Genomic DNA, 12,463 nt, shown 5'->3' on the forward strand with positions numbered 1-12,463 from the left:
CAGGTGATCAGCGCTCGCGGCTGCGGGCGTAGTGGCGGGCCACCCGGACCCGGTTGCCGCAGCCGGTCGAGCACCACTCCCGGCGCGGATGCTCCTTCAGGAAGAACTGCACGCACCCGGGCGCGCCGCACGGCCGGACCAGCTCGCGGTCGGGCCCCGACAGCAGCAGGATCGCCTGCTCGGCCACCTCGGCGAGCGCGGACGGCACGGCGGGCTGGGCCGTACGGGTGGCGAGGGCGGGCGGCTCGCCCCACACCAGTTCGTGCCAGCGCGGCGCGGCCCGGCAGGCCGCGTTGAGCTCGGCGACGTGCCCGTCCGGCTCGACGGCGCCGGCCATCAGGGCGCGGACGGCGTCACGCACCCGGCGAGCCGCGGCGGCGTCCCGCTCGGTGATCGCGTCCAGGTCGGCCTCGGTCACGGGCGTGCGCAACCGCGGCCGGACCTCGCGCAACCAGGCGGCCAGCCCGTCAGGACCGGCCAGCGCGTCTCCCGTGGAGGCGCGGACGGTGTTGGCGAGGGCGACGGCGAGATGCACCACGAAACTAATGCTATCCCGGACTTGCACACGTTAGCTCACTAATGGTCAAATGAGGCGCTCATTCATTAGAGAGGAGTCGCCCATGGCGACCGCATTCCAGACCGGCCACGTCGGGCTGAACGTCACCGACCTCGACCGCTCGATCGACTTCTACCGCCAGGTCTTCGGCTTCGACCTGGCCGGACGGACCGACGGCGACGGCTGGAGCTACGCCCGGCTCGGCCAGGGCGGGCAGCTCGTGCTCACCCTCTGGCAGCAGAGCGAGGGCCGCTTCGCCACCGACCGGCCGGGGCTGCACCACCTGTCGTTCGAGGCGCCGGGCGTGGCCGAGCTCGAAGAGACGCTCGCCAAGCTGCGCACGCTCGGCGCGCACGTCCGCCACGACGGCCTGGCGGCCCATCGCGAGGGCGCCGAGTCGGGCGGGCTGTTCTTCGAGGACCCGGACGGCACCCGGCTGGAGCTGTACGTGACCGAGGGCCTGTCCGCGCCCGCCCCGCACGACGAGGCGCCGACCTGCGGGTTCTTCTAGCCATGGGCGCGCATCCCGGCGAGGAGGCCGCGCAGCGCCGGGCCGGCGTGCGCAAGCCGCTCGGCTCGGCGCGGGCGCGGGCCGAGCTGCCGCCGGTCGCGCAGGAGTTCCTGCGCCACCAGCGCATGCTGGTCGTGGGCGCTCCCGGCCCGGACGGCGGCCTGCGGGCGGGCCTGCTCACCGGTGAGCCCGGCTTCGTCCGGCCACTCGGCCCGCGCCTGCTCGCGGTGGAGGCAGTTCTCCCCTTCGACCTCGACGGGGAGATCGGCCTGCTGGCGATCGAGCCGTGGACCCGGCGGCGCATGCGCGTCAACGGCCGGGCCCGTCGGGAGGGGGACGTGCTGCTCGTGCAGACCGACCAGGTGATCTCCAACTGCCCCAAGTACCTCCAGGACCGGCGGATCACCGGCGTCGTGGCGGGCGAGCCGTACCGGACGAGCGAGCACGCCGCGCTCGCCGGGCGTCACCGCGAGTGGATCGCGGCGGCCGACACCTTCTTCATCGCCACGCACGCCCCCGGTCACGGCGCCGACGCCTCCCATCGGGGCGGCATGCCCGGCTTCGTGACGGCGGGCGACGGCGTGGTGCGATGGCTCGACTACCCGGGCAACTTCATGTTCCTGACCTTGGGGAACCTGGAGCTGGAGCCGGCCGCCGCACTGCTGTTCGTGGACTGGTCGAACGGCCACACCCTGGAGGTCGGCGGGCGGGCCCGGGCCGACTGGAGCGGCGCGGAGCGCATGGTGACCTTGGAGGTCGAGCGGGTCGTGGAGACCTCCGGCGCCAGCCCGCTGCGCTGGGGCCCGCCCGAGTACTCCCCCTTCAATCCCCGCTGACCCCCGCCGGGCGGTTCAGGCGGCGGAGCTGGTGGTCGAGGATCGTGGTGGCCTCCGCGACGCTCAGCTCGCCGACGAGCACGCTGTCACCGAGGCCGCGCGCGACGCCGAGCAGCACGTGGGCCTCGGCCGAGGCGTCGGCGTCCGGGGCCGCGGCGGCGACGAGCTGGGCGACCTCGCGGTGGAGCATGTCGCCCCCGGTGCGGTACAGCCCGCGGACCTCGGGGTCGGCGGCGGCCCGCGCGAAGAAGGCGTGCCCGGCGAGCAGGAGCAGGGGCGCCTGTGCGCCGAGCTCGACCACGGCCAGGAGGGTACGGCGCAGCGTGCCGGCCGGCCCGTCGGCCTCCCGCGACGCCGCGCGCAAATGCTGCTCGATCTCCTGCCGCAGCAGATGGGCGCTCGCCCGCAGCAGGTCGGCCTTGGCGGCGAAGTAGTGCTGGACGAGGCCCTTGGAGATACCGGCCTCCTGCGCGACCCGCCCGATGCTCACCTCGGCGAGGCCCTCCCGCGCGCACAGCCGCAGCGCGGCCTGGGCGATCTCCGCGCGCCGCGCCGCGTGGTCGACCTGCTTGGGCATGCCCGGTCCCCCTTCTTGGCGATACGAGTGTATCGTGACGGTGTTGCTATACGATCGTATTGCCAAAAGGGAGGGTTCATCGTGGAACCCAACATCGGAGCCGCCTTCCGCGAGCGGCGGCTGGGCCACTTCCGTGACGCGGCCGCCTTCGCGCGCTACCGGAGCGCCTACGACCGGGCGATGCGCGGCCTGCCCGTGCCCGGCTCCACGCGAGACGTCTCCACCGAGTTCGGGACGGTCCGGGTCTATCGCTTCGGCGCCGGCGACGGCGTGCCGCTCCTGCTGCTGCCGGGCCGTACCGCGGCGACCCCGATGTGGGAGCCCAACCTGGCCGCTCTGGCCGCCCGGAGGCCGGTGTACGCGATCGACCTGCTCGGCGAGCCCGGCCTGTCGGTGCAGACCCGGCCGTTCACCGGCTCCGACGACCAGGCCACCTGGCTGGCCGAGGTGCTGGCCGCCCTGGACGAGGAGCGGGTGCACCTGCTGGGGGTGTCGATCGGCGGATGGAGCGCCTTCCACCTGGCCCTGCGCGCCCCGGAGCGGGTCGCCTCGGTGAGCGTGCTGGACCCCGCCCACCTCTTCGGCCGGATCACCTGGAAGGTGGTGGTCGTCTCGCTGGGCTCGGTGGTGCCGTCCTTCCCCGAGTCGTGGCGGCGCAGGTTGCTGAGCTGGATCTCCGGCGGCGCGGACGCCTCCGGCGACGAGCCGGTCGCCGACCTGATCTCGGCCGGGATGCGGGACTTCACCGCGTTCCTGCCGCCGCCGAGCTACCCCTCCGACGAGCAGGTGGCGGGGGCCGGCGTGCCGGTGCTGGCCCTGATCGCCGGGCGCAGCATCATCCACGACCCGCGCAAGGCCGCCCTGCGCGCCCGGCGCCTGCTCCCGCACGGCGTCGTCGAGCTGTGGCCGGACGCCTCCCACGCGATCAACGGCGAGTTCCCCGAGCGGGTGAACGCCCGGGTACTCGCCTTCGTGGAAGAGGTCGACGCCGGCTGAGGCCGCCCGGCTCAGATGCCCGCGGCGATCTTGAGCAGCGCGACGCCACCGATGATCGCGGCGAACGAGCCGAGCTTGGCGAGGGTGATCTTCTCCTTGTAGAGCAGCGCGCCGAGCACGACGGTGCCGATGGAGCCGACCCCGGTCCAGATGGTGTAGCCGACGCTGACGTCCAGCGTCCTCAGCGCCAGGCTCAGGGTGAAGATCCCGCCCGCGGCGGCCAGCAGGGTGAAGATCGAGGGCCAGAGCCGGGTGAAGCCCTGGGTGGCGTTGGTGCCGAGCGCGAAGCCGATCTCGAAGACGATCGCGATGGAGAGGTAGATCCAGGCCATGACGGTGTTCCTTCAGCTCGTGGGGGTGATCAGGCGGCGGACGGCTCGGCGGCGGGCCGGCGGTCGGAGAGCTTGAGGCCCAGCACGCCGCCGATGATGAGGACGAAGGCCAGCGCCTTCCAGATGGTGATCTCCTCGTTGAAGATCACCGAGCCCAGGACGACGGTGCCGACCGAGCCGATGCCGGTCCAGATGGTGTAGCCCACGCCGACGTCCAGGGTCTTCAGCGCCAGGCTCAGGAAGAAGATCCCGCCGGCCGCCGCGGCCGCGGTGAGCAGGGACGGGCCCAGTTGGGTGAAGCCCTCGGTGGCGTTGGTGGCCAGGGCGAAGACGACCTCGAAAACGGCCGCGATGAGCAGGTAGATCCAGGGCATCGGGGAGACTCCTCAGGAATTTGCATGTATCTGCAAACAGTTGGGCTGGGCAAGAGCATGTATGTACATGTATCTTCTTGTCAAGCCGGTCCGGATGACGGACCGGACGCCCCAGCGCCTGGAGGATCCCCATGGCTTCCGCAGCATCCGTCGCGACCTGGCACCACGTCCTGCTGCTGCACGCCCGCGTCGAGGGCAGGCTCGGTACGGCGGTGCAGCGCCGGCACGGCATCGGCCTGTCGGAGTACCGCGCCCTGGAGCACCTGGCCGCCGCCCCCAAGGGCGAGCTGCGCATGCAGGAGCTGGCCGACCGGATCGGGCTCAACCAGAGCTCGGTGACCCGCCTGGTCGCCCGGCTCAACGCGGCCGAGCTCACCTACCGCGACGTGTGCCCGGACGACAAGCGCGGCGTCTACACGGTCATCACCGAGGCCGGTCGCGCGCGGCACGCCGAGGCGAGCCGTACCTACGCCGAGACGTTGAGCGCCGCCCTGCACGAGGCGGGACAGGCCGACCCGGAGCTCGCCTCCGCGCTCGGCGACCTGCGGCTGCAGGTGGGCGCGGCGCTAGAGACCGTCCGGTGAGGCCGACTGCCAGGTCCGCCAGAGCTTGCCGTACACGCCGCGCGCGCTGACCAGCTCGTCGTGCGTGCCGAGCTCGACGAGCCGGCCGGCTTCCATGACCGCGATCCGGTCGGCGTCGTGCGCGGTCTGCAGGCGGTGCGCGATGGCGATGACCGTCCGGCCGCGCAGGACGGCGGCCAGGGACCGCTCGGTGCGCCGGGCCGTCCTCGGGTCGAGCTGGGCGGTCGCCTCGTCCAGGATCACCGTGTGCGGATCGGCCAGGACGACGCGCGCCAGCGAGAGGTGTTGAGCGCCGGCGGCGTCGAGGTGCAGGTCGCGGCCGAGCTCGGTGTCCAGCCCGTACGGCAGGCCGGCCGGCCACGTGGCGCCGACGGCTTCCAGGGCGGCGCGCAGTTCCTCGTCGGTGGCCTCCGGGCGGGCGAGCCGCAGGTTGTCGCGGACGGTGTCGTGGAAGACGTGATGGTCCTGGGTGATCAGCACGACGTGCTCGCGCAGCCGCTCGGGCGGCAGATCGGCCACCGCCGTGCCGCCGATGGTCACCGACCCGGTGTGCGGGCGGTCGAGCCCGGCCAGGAGGCGGGCCAGCGTCGTCTTGCCCGCCCCCGACGTGCCCACGACGGCCAGCCGCTCGCCGGGCCGGACGACGAGGTCGATGCCGCGCAGGACGTCGCGGCGGCCGGTGTAGCTGTAGTGCGCGTTCGCCACCTGGATCCGGTCGCCGCCCTCCGGCTCGCGCGGGGGGACCGGCGGTTCCTCGCCGGGCAGGGCGGCGAGCCCTTCGACACGGGCGTAGGAGGCGCCCGCGCCCTGGAGCTGTTCGATCCAGAGCATCAGCGTGTCCAGCGGGCCGGAGAGCTGGCGGAGGTAGACGGTGGCCGTCACCACGGCGCCGAGACTGACCACCCCGCCGCTGTAGAGGGCGCCACCGGCCAGCAGCACCCCGGCCACCGGCACCACCAACGACACGTCCGCCCAGGGGAACAGCACCGTGCGCAACCACAGCGCACCCAGCCGGGCCGACCGGGCCTGCGCCAGCGCGGCCTCCGTCACCTGCGTACGGCGGTGCCGCAGCCCGAGCAGGTCGACGGTCCGCGCGCCCCGGGCGGTGCTCGTGATCACCTCGGCCAGTTCGGCCCCCGTGTCGGCCACCGCCAGGTAGGCGGGCCGGGCCCGGCGCAGGTACCACCGCACCGCCGCCCCCACGCCCAGCAGGCAGCCGAGCCCGCACAGCCCGAGCAGCGGGTCCAGCACGAGCACCGCGACGATGAGCAGTACGGCGTGCACCACCGCCACCAGCACCTCAGGCACCGCCGACCGCAGCACCGCGGCCACCAGGGAGGCGTCCGTGCTCCCCCGGGCGATCAGGTCACCGAGCGGCAGCTGATCCGCCGCCCGAGGGGGCAGGGCCAGGGCCCGGGTCAGGAACCGTTCCCGCACCCGCGCCGCGGTCCGTTCGCCGAAGCGATAGCCGATCTTGAGCGCCCACCACCGCAGGACGACCTGCGCCACGGTGCACAGCACCACCCCCAGCGCCAGCCGATCCACCACCCCCACCACACCACCGGAACCGGGACCGGAACCGGCCTGGATCGTGTCGATGATCCCGCCCAGCAACCACGGCCCCAGCAACCCGGCCACAGAAGCCAGCCCACTGACCAGCACGAGCCCCACCACGGCTCCACGATCGGCGCGCAGATCCCGCACCGCCGCCCCCCGAACCGCGGCCACCCCCGCCACCGGCAGCCCCCCACTCATCGCCCCGCCCCAGCGTCCTGAGCGTCCCGGAGTTCCTGGGTGTCTTGGGCACGAGAGACGAGGGCCCGATAGGCGGGGTCACCTCGCAGCAGCGCAGCATGCGTCCCCACCGCCGCCACGTACCCGTCCTCCAGCACGACCACCTCATCGGCCCGAGCCAGCACCAGCGGCGAGCTCGTCGTGACCACCGTGGTCAACCCCCGCCGCACCTCCCGAAGCCGCTCGATCATGGCCGCCTCAGTCGTGGCGTCCACCGCAGAAGTCGGGTCAACCGCCAGCAGCACATCAGGACCGGCATACACCGCCCGAGCCAACCGAAGCCGCTGCCGCTGCCCACCGGACAGGTCACTCCCCCCGGCGGCAACCGTGGCGTCCAGACCCCTGGGCAACGCCTCCACGACATCCTCGGCCACCGCGACACGAAGCGCCGCCCGGATCCGCCCGTCATCCGCCTCCAGCCGCCCCGCCACCACGTCCCGGCCCGTACCGGCGAACACCTCGGCGTCGTTGTCCGCCACGAGCAGCCGACTCCGCAACTCCTCCCGCGCCACCTCCCCAACCGGCACCCCCGCCCACGTCACACTCCCCGCAGCATCGCCGCGCCCAGGCCGCCCCTCTCTGAGCCGATCGGAAGGCGCCGCTGCCTCGTCCACCCGCCCAAGGCGCTCGATCACCGCCACCGCCTCCCCCGGCCGAGCCGCGACGAGCGCCGTGAACACCCCCGGCCGCACGATCACCCCCGAGCCAGGATCCGCCAACGGCCCGCACCCCGCCGGCGCACCCCCAGCCCCCTCCTTGGGCACCGGCAGGTTCAACAGGCCGACGATCCGCCCCCCGGCCACCCGGGCCCGGGCAAGGTCCCCGCCCCCCTCGATGAGCGACGACACCGGGATGATCAACGCCGCGACATACCCGTACACCCCGACGACGTCCCCGATCGAGATCTCCCCCGCCGCGGCCAGCCGGGCCGACAACCACACCACGGCCGCCACGAACAACGCCGGCAAGCCTCCCGCCAACGCGCCCACCCAGCTCGCCGGCCCGGCAACCCGGTACCCCCGCTCCACCAGGTCCCGCGACTGCCGGCCGTACCGCTCGGCCACGAACGCCTTCCCGCCCAGCCCGTTGAGCACCCGCAGCCCGGCCAGCACATCCACCAGCCGCGTGGTCAGCCCCGCCTGGTGCGCCCGATAGTCCCCGCTCGTCCGCTCGATGCGGTGCAGGAACGGCCCAACCGCCACGGCCAGCAGCGGCACCCCGGCCAGCACCACCGCCGCCAGCACCGGCGACATCGCGAACAACGCGACCGCGACCACCGCGTACGCCACCACCGCCCCGATCCCCGGCCCGGTGACCGTCAACGCCTGCGCCACCGTCTGGACGTCGGCGATGCCCACCGTCACCACCTCACCCGCGTCCACCCGCCGCGCCAGCGAGGCGCCCAGCCGGGACGTCTGCCACACCGTGGCCCGGATCGCCCGGAACGACGCGTCCATCCGGATCTTGGTCATCGTCCGGTGCCGCCCGATCCCCACCACCGCGTTCAGCACCCCGACCACGAGCAGCACCAGCGTCCATCCGACCAGCGCGCCCGTATCCCCCGCGACCAGCCCCTCGTCCACCACCCTGGCCAGCACCCACGGCCCCACCACCAGCCCGAGCATCGAGCACGTGCCCAGCACCCCGCCCAGCACCACCCGCCGCCCCTGCTCCCGCACCAGCCAGAACAGAAACCGGAACGACCCGCCCACCTCACTCGGACCCGGAGGCGTCCACGTCTCGCTCGTCCTGTCCAGCCACTCCCGAACACCAGCCATCCGTCACGCACCCGCCGCTAGGTAGGCACCCGATCCTCCCAGCCGCGAATCCACCCGCCGACCCCTTTGTGATCGGACTCACAGACTCCGCCGCGCGCGGATGCGGTGGAAGATCCGGGTGGACAGGACGGCGGTGGCGGTGAGGGCGGTGGAGGCGGCCCAGATGTAGAGGGCGAGCCACACGTAGGTGATCTGGTCCAGGGTGCCGGCGCGGTTCATGACCAGGCCGAACAGTCCGGCGAGGCCGAAGAAGAAGGCGATCGGCAGGCCGTACGGCAGGAGCCGCACGATCGTCCGCCAGGGGGCCTTGCTCTGGCGGCGGCGCGACCAGCGTGCGCTGCGGACGACGCCCAGGACGCCCAGCGCGAGGGTGAGGACGGTCAGGCCGGCCAGCCAGAGGTCGGCGGTCAGGCTCAGGGGCTCCAGCCCGCTGTCGGGGCGGCCTTCGAGGAGGTCGATCAGGCCGTCGGAGATCAGCAGGGCGTCGTCGCCCGCGACCATCCCGGTGTTGGTGACGACGGCGATGCCGTACCCGCTGCCGGGCAGGAGGGTCTGGGCGGCGTTGTGGGTGAGCAGCCAGCCGGTGTGCCGGAGCTGCGCCGCTCCCCCGGGAGTGGTCCCGGCGCCCCAGCCCATGGCGTAGGTGCTGCCGCCCACGCCAGAGGGGGTCTGCATGGTCTTCCGGATGCCTTCCGGCAGCGTACGGCTGCCGCCGTGCTGCGCGATGAGCCAGCGGGCCAGGTCGTCGGCGGTGCTGACGACGCCCGCGCCGCCGTTGACGAACCACTTCGGCTGCGCCCGCGGGATGAGCTGCCCGTAGGCCCGGATGTAGCCGGCGCCCCGGCCGGGCAGGTCGGTGGTGGTGTTCACGGTCCGGGTCGACGTCATGCCGAGCGGCCCGAACACGGTGGCCGCCATGTAGTCGGCGAACGGCCGCTGGGCGACCACCTCGACCAGCCGCGCCGCGACGGCGAAGTTGGGGTTGTGGTAGGCCATCCTGGCTCCGGGGTCGGCGGCGAGCGGCGCGGTGCGCATCATCGCGACGGCGTCCTTCAGCGTGTCCGGCGCGTCGAGCGTGAGCTCGGGGAAGCTCCGGTCGCTCATCCCCGAGGTCTGCTGGAGCAACTGGCGCACGGTGATCTTCGCGGCCCGCGGGTCGTCCAAGGTGAACTCGGGCAGGTAGCTCCGCACCGGCACGTCCAGCCCGATCCTGCCCTCCTCGGCCAGCCGCAGCACTCCCAAGGCGGTGAACGACTTGGAGAGCGAGGCGAGCGGCACCCGGGTGGTGGAGGTGAACGGCTCACCTGCGGCGGTGCGGCCATAGCCCGCGACGTGCACCACCTGGTCGCCCTTGGTGACGGCGACCACGGCACCCGGCAACCCCGTCCGCTCGGCATAGCCGCGCACGTAGGCGTCGATCGCGCCCGCGCTCAGCTCCCCGCCCGCCGGCGCTCCCGCCGCGGCCGGTCCGGCGGTCAGTCCCAGCGCCAGCACCGCACCGGCCGCAGCCGCGACCTTCTTCATCCTCATGGGGGGTTCCTTTCGTCATGTCCGCCCGATGAGTGAGAAGGTAGGAGTTCGCCCAGGTAGGGCACAGTGCACGATCGTCTGGACCCCGGCACGACTTTCGTAGGGTCGGTCTAGGAATCCTCGGACAGGGCCCGGTCGGCGAGGCGTTCGGCGCGTTGCCGGGCGGCCTGTGCCGTACCCAGCCCGAGCCCGAAGGCGATCTCCTGCCAGGTCATGCCGCGCCCGCGCGCCATCTGCAGCAGCGCCGCCTCCAGCGCGTCCATTTCCCCGCGGACCAGCGGGACGAGGCTCAGCGCCGCGGTGACGTCGGCGTGGTCCACCTCCGGCTCGTCCGCGTCGAGCTTCGCGGCCCCGCTGAGCAGGAACGACACGAGCCGGACGGCCTCGTGCGGGGCGAGGACGGAGGGGTGGACCTGCCGGTGACGCTGCTCGGCGGTGGCGGCGTGCCGTTCGGCGATCCGGAGGAGGGAGGCGTGCACGCGTTGCGCGCGGGCCTGCTCGGGGTGCGGCGCGGTGAAGGGATCGGACATGGGGACCACCTTGCCGGGCCACACACTCTGATGTCAACAGAACGTTTTAAACAAACTGTTCAACCGATCGTGCTCAAGACGATCTTCCCCGTGGTACGGCGGGCATCGCTGAGTTCGTGAGCCTCGCCCGCCCGCTCCAGCGGAAGCACCCGGTCGACCTCGGGGCGGAGCAGCCCCGCCTCCACCAGCTCGGCCACCTGCCGCATCCCCGCCTGGTCGGGCTCCACGATCATGAACACCGCACGCCGGCCCACCGCGGCGGCCTCCTCGGCCAGGTAGGCCTCGGCCGGTGAGGCGAGCGAGACGAGGATGCCGCCCGGCCGCAGAACCCGCAGCGAACGCGGCCCGTACGCACCGCCGATCGCGTCGACCACCACGTCCACCGGCTCCACGACCGTCTCGAAGTCGGTCTCGGTGTAGTCGATCAGCTCGTCCGCCCCGAGCCCGCGCAGGAACTCGTGCTTCGCCGTACGCGCGGTGCCGATCACGTGCGCACCGCGCGCCTTGGCGATCTGGACGGCGAGGTGCCCGACCCCGCCCGCCGCCGCGTGCACCAGGACTCGCTGCCCCGCCCGCACCTCGGCCACGTCCACCAGGGCCTGCCAGGCGGTGAGCGCGGCCAGCGGCAGCGCCGCGGCCTGCTCGTGGGTCAGCCTCGCGGGCTTGCGGACCAGGTGCCGGGCCGGGGAGGTCACGTACTCGGCGTACGTGCCCGCCGGAAGCGGGTGGCGCGGCATCCCGAACACCTCGTCGCCGGGGGCGAGCGTGGCCACCCCCGGCCCCACGGCCTCGACCACGCCGGACAGGTCCCAGCCGAGCGGCACCACCGCGCCGGCCAGCCCGCCGGTCTCCCGGTGCCAGGAGTCGGTCGGGTTGACCCCGGCCGCGTGCACCCGCACCAGCACCTCCGCCGGGCCGGGCTCCGGCCGCTCCACCTCGATCACCTTCAGCACCTCGGGACCGCCGAACCCGTCCTGGCCGATCGCGCGCATCGTCATCTCCTGCCTTCTCCGGCCGGGCCCTGGCGGCCCGGCGAGGTCCAGGCTCTCGCGCTCCGGCCCCGGCCCACGAGTGGCAAGAGTGACAACATGTGCAAGGATCGTGCCATGCATCGTGTTCGTGTCCTCGCCCTCGACGGGGTCTATCCGTTCGAGCTCAGCATCCCGGTGCGGATCTTCGGCACCGCCGCCGGTCTCGACGGCGAGCCGCTTTACGAGGTCACCACCTGCAGCCTGGACGGCGGGCCGGTCACCACGAGCGCCGACTTCGCCATCACCGTCGCGCACGGAGCCGAGGCGCTCCGCTCGGCCGACACCCTGGTCATCCCGCCGTTCGCCTGCGGCCCGGGGGTGGAGCGCGACTGGCTGCCCGACTCGTTGCGCGACGCGCTGGCGCTGGTGCCGGCCGGTGCGCGCATCGTCTCGATCTGCACGGCCTCCTACGTCCTGGCCGCCGCCGGACTGCTCGACGACCGGCCCGCCACCACGCACTGGAACGAGGCCGAGCACTTCCAGCGGTCCTTCCCGCGGGTCCAGGTCGACGCGAACGTGCTGTTCGTCGACGAGGGGCGGATCCTCACCGCCGCGGGCGTCGCCGCGGGCATCGACCTCTGCCTGCACCTGGTCCGCCGCGACCACGGCAGCGAGGTCGCCAACCGGGTGGCCCGCCTGTGCGTGGTGCCCCCGTGGCGAGAGGGCGGCCAGGCGCAGTACATCGAGCGCCCCGTGCCCGAGCCCGCGGCCGCCACCACCTCCGCCACCCGCGTCTGGGCGCTGCGGGAGCTGCACCGGCCGCTGACCCTGGCCGAACTGGCGGCCAACGCCGGCATGAGCGTCCGGACCTTCTGCCGCCGCTTCCGCGACGAGACCGGCCTGCCGCCCGGCCAGTGGCTCACCCGGCAGCGGGTCGAGCACGCGCGCCGCCTCCTGGAGACCACCGACCTGCCGGTCGACCAGGTCGCCGCCCTGGCCGGCTTCGGCACGGCCGCCTCGCTGCGCCAGCACCTGGCCACCGCCATCGGCGTCCCGCCCTCGGCCTACCGCCAGTCCTTCCGCGCCGGCTGAGA

At 73.5% G+C, this 12,463-nt stretch carries 14 protein-coding genes; 5 read left to right on the forward strand and 9 right to left on the reverse strand.

The annotated features are described in order from the left end of the window. Nucleotides 1-7 precede the first annotated feature (7 nt). On the reverse strand, nt 8-538 hold the full coding sequence (locus tag ACIBG7_RS26045) for a CGNR zinc finger domain-containing protein (RefSeq protein WP_397337869.1): 531 nt from the start codon (nt 536-538) through the stop codon (nt 8-10). Between the two features lie 82 nt (nt 539-620). Here ACIBG7_RS26045 and ACIBG7_RS26050 point away from each other — a divergent pair, with 82 nt between their 5' ends. Beyond that, entirely contained in the window at nt 621-1,067 is a 447-nt protein-coding gene (locus ACIBG7_RS26050; protein ID WP_397337870.1) for a VOC family protein, read from the forward strand. Nucleotides 1,068-1,069: 2 nt separating this feature from the next. After that, entirely contained in the window at nt 1,070-1,903 is an 834-nt protein-coding gene (locus tag ACIBG7_RS26055; RefSeq protein ID WP_397337871.1) for a pyridoxamine 5'-phosphate oxidase family protein, read from the forward strand. Here ACIBG7_RS26055 and ACIBG7_RS26060 read toward each other — a convergent pair. Continuing rightward, complete coding sequence (locus ACIBG7_RS26060) at nt 1,890-2,480, reverse strand: TetR/AcrR family transcriptional regulator (RefSeq protein WP_397337872.1); 591 nt, start codon at nt 2,478-2,480, stop codon at nt 1,890-1,892. The genes ACIBG7_RS26055 and ACIBG7_RS26060 overlap by 14 nt on opposite strands. Before the next feature lie 81 nt (nt 2,481-2,561). Here ACIBG7_RS26060 and ACIBG7_RS26065 point away from each other — a divergent pair, with 81 nt between their 5' ends. Beyond that, the gene (locus ACIBG7_RS26065; RefSeq protein ID WP_357932501.1) at nt 2,562-3,476 is read left to right on the forward strand and encodes an alpha/beta fold hydrolase; all 915 of its coding nucleotides are present in this window, start codon (nt 2,562-2,564) and stop codon (nt 3,474-3,476) included. Between the two features lie 11 nt (nt 3,477-3,487). On the opposite strand, the gene ACIBG7_RS26070 is transcribed toward ACIBG7_RS26065, so the two are convergent. Both ACIBG7_RS26070 and ACIBG7_RS26075 read right to left on the reverse strand, forming a co-directional pair. Then, nucleotides 3,488-3,808, reverse strand: coding sequence for a multidrug efflux SMR transporter (locus ACIBG7_RS26070; protein WP_357932499.1), 321 nt, complete (start codon nt 3,806-3,808; stop codon nt 3,488-3,490). A gap of 29 nt (nt 3,809-3,837) precedes the next feature. Beyond that, nucleotides 3,838-4,182 carry a DMT family transporter gene (locus ACIBG7_RS26075; protein WP_397337873.1) on the reverse strand — a complete coding sequence of 115 codons (345 nt, stop codon included), beginning with the start codon at nt 4,180-4,182 and terminating at the stop codon, nt 3,838-3,840. A 131-nt stretch (nt 4,183-4,313) separates the two neighbouring features. Between ACIBG7_RS26075 and ACIBG7_RS26080 the strand changes: the two genes are divergently transcribed. After that, on the forward strand, nt 4,314-4,766 hold the full coding sequence (locus ACIBG7_RS26080) for a MarR family winged helix-turn-helix transcriptional regulator (protein ID WP_397337874.1): 453 nt from the start codon (nt 4,314-4,316) through the stop codon (nt 4,764-4,766). Here ACIBG7_RS26080 and ACIBG7_RS26085 read toward each other — a convergent pair. From ACIBG7_RS26085 to ACIBG7_RS26105, 5 genes are all read right to left on the reverse strand, one after another. Next, nucleotides 4,749-6,521: an ABC transporter ATP-binding protein gene (locus tag ACIBG7_RS26085; RefSeq protein WP_397337875.1), complete on the reverse strand. Its 1,773-nt coding sequence runs from the start codon at nt 6,519-6,521 to the stop codon at nt 4,749-4,751. The genes ACIBG7_RS26080 and ACIBG7_RS26085 overlap by 18 nt on opposite strands. Next, on the reverse strand, nt 6,518-8,338 hold the full coding sequence (locus tag ACIBG7_RS26090) for an ABC transporter ATP-binding protein (protein WP_397337876.1): 1,821 nt from the start codon (nt 8,336-8,338) through the stop codon (nt 6,518-6,520). The genes ACIBG7_RS26085 and ACIBG7_RS26090 overlap by 4 nt, the downstream gene beginning before the upstream one ends. A 78-nt stretch (nt 8,339-8,416) precedes the next feature. Next, nucleotides 8,417-9,868 carry a serine hydrolase domain-containing protein gene (locus ACIBG7_RS26095; protein ID WP_397337877.1) on the reverse strand — a complete coding sequence of 484 codons (1,452 nt, stop codon included), beginning with the start codon at nt 9,866-9,868 and terminating at the stop codon, nt 8,417-8,419. 110 nt (nt 9,869-9,978) lie between these two features. Next, on the reverse strand, nt 9,979-10,398 hold the full coding sequence (locus ACIBG7_RS26100) for a DNA-binding protein (protein ID WP_357932483.1): 420 nt from the start codon (nt 10,396-10,398) through the stop codon (nt 9,979-9,981). Nucleotides 10,399-10,457: 59 nt separating this feature from the next. After that, nucleotides 10,458-11,396, reverse strand: a complete 939-nt coding sequence (locus tag ACIBG7_RS26105) for an NADP-dependent oxidoreductase (RefSeq protein WP_397337878.1) — start codon at nt 11,394-11,396, stop codon at nt 10,458-10,460. Nucleotides 11,397-11,504: 108 nt separating this feature from the next. On the opposite strand from ACIBG7_RS26105, the gene ACIBG7_RS26110 reads away from it, so the two are divergent. Further along, on the forward strand, nt 11,505-12,461 hold the full coding sequence (locus ACIBG7_RS26110) for a helix-turn-helix domain-containing protein (protein WP_357932478.1): 957 nt from the start codon (nt 11,505-11,507) through the stop codon (nt 12,459-12,461). Nucleotides 12,462-12,463: the final 2 nt, after the last annotated feature.

The sequence above is a fragment of the Nonomuraea sp. NPDC050328 genome (genome assembly GCF_044459405.1).
Taxonomy (GTDB): domain Bacteria; phylum Actinomycetota; class Actinomycetes; order Streptosporangiales; family Streptosporangiaceae; genus Nonomuraea.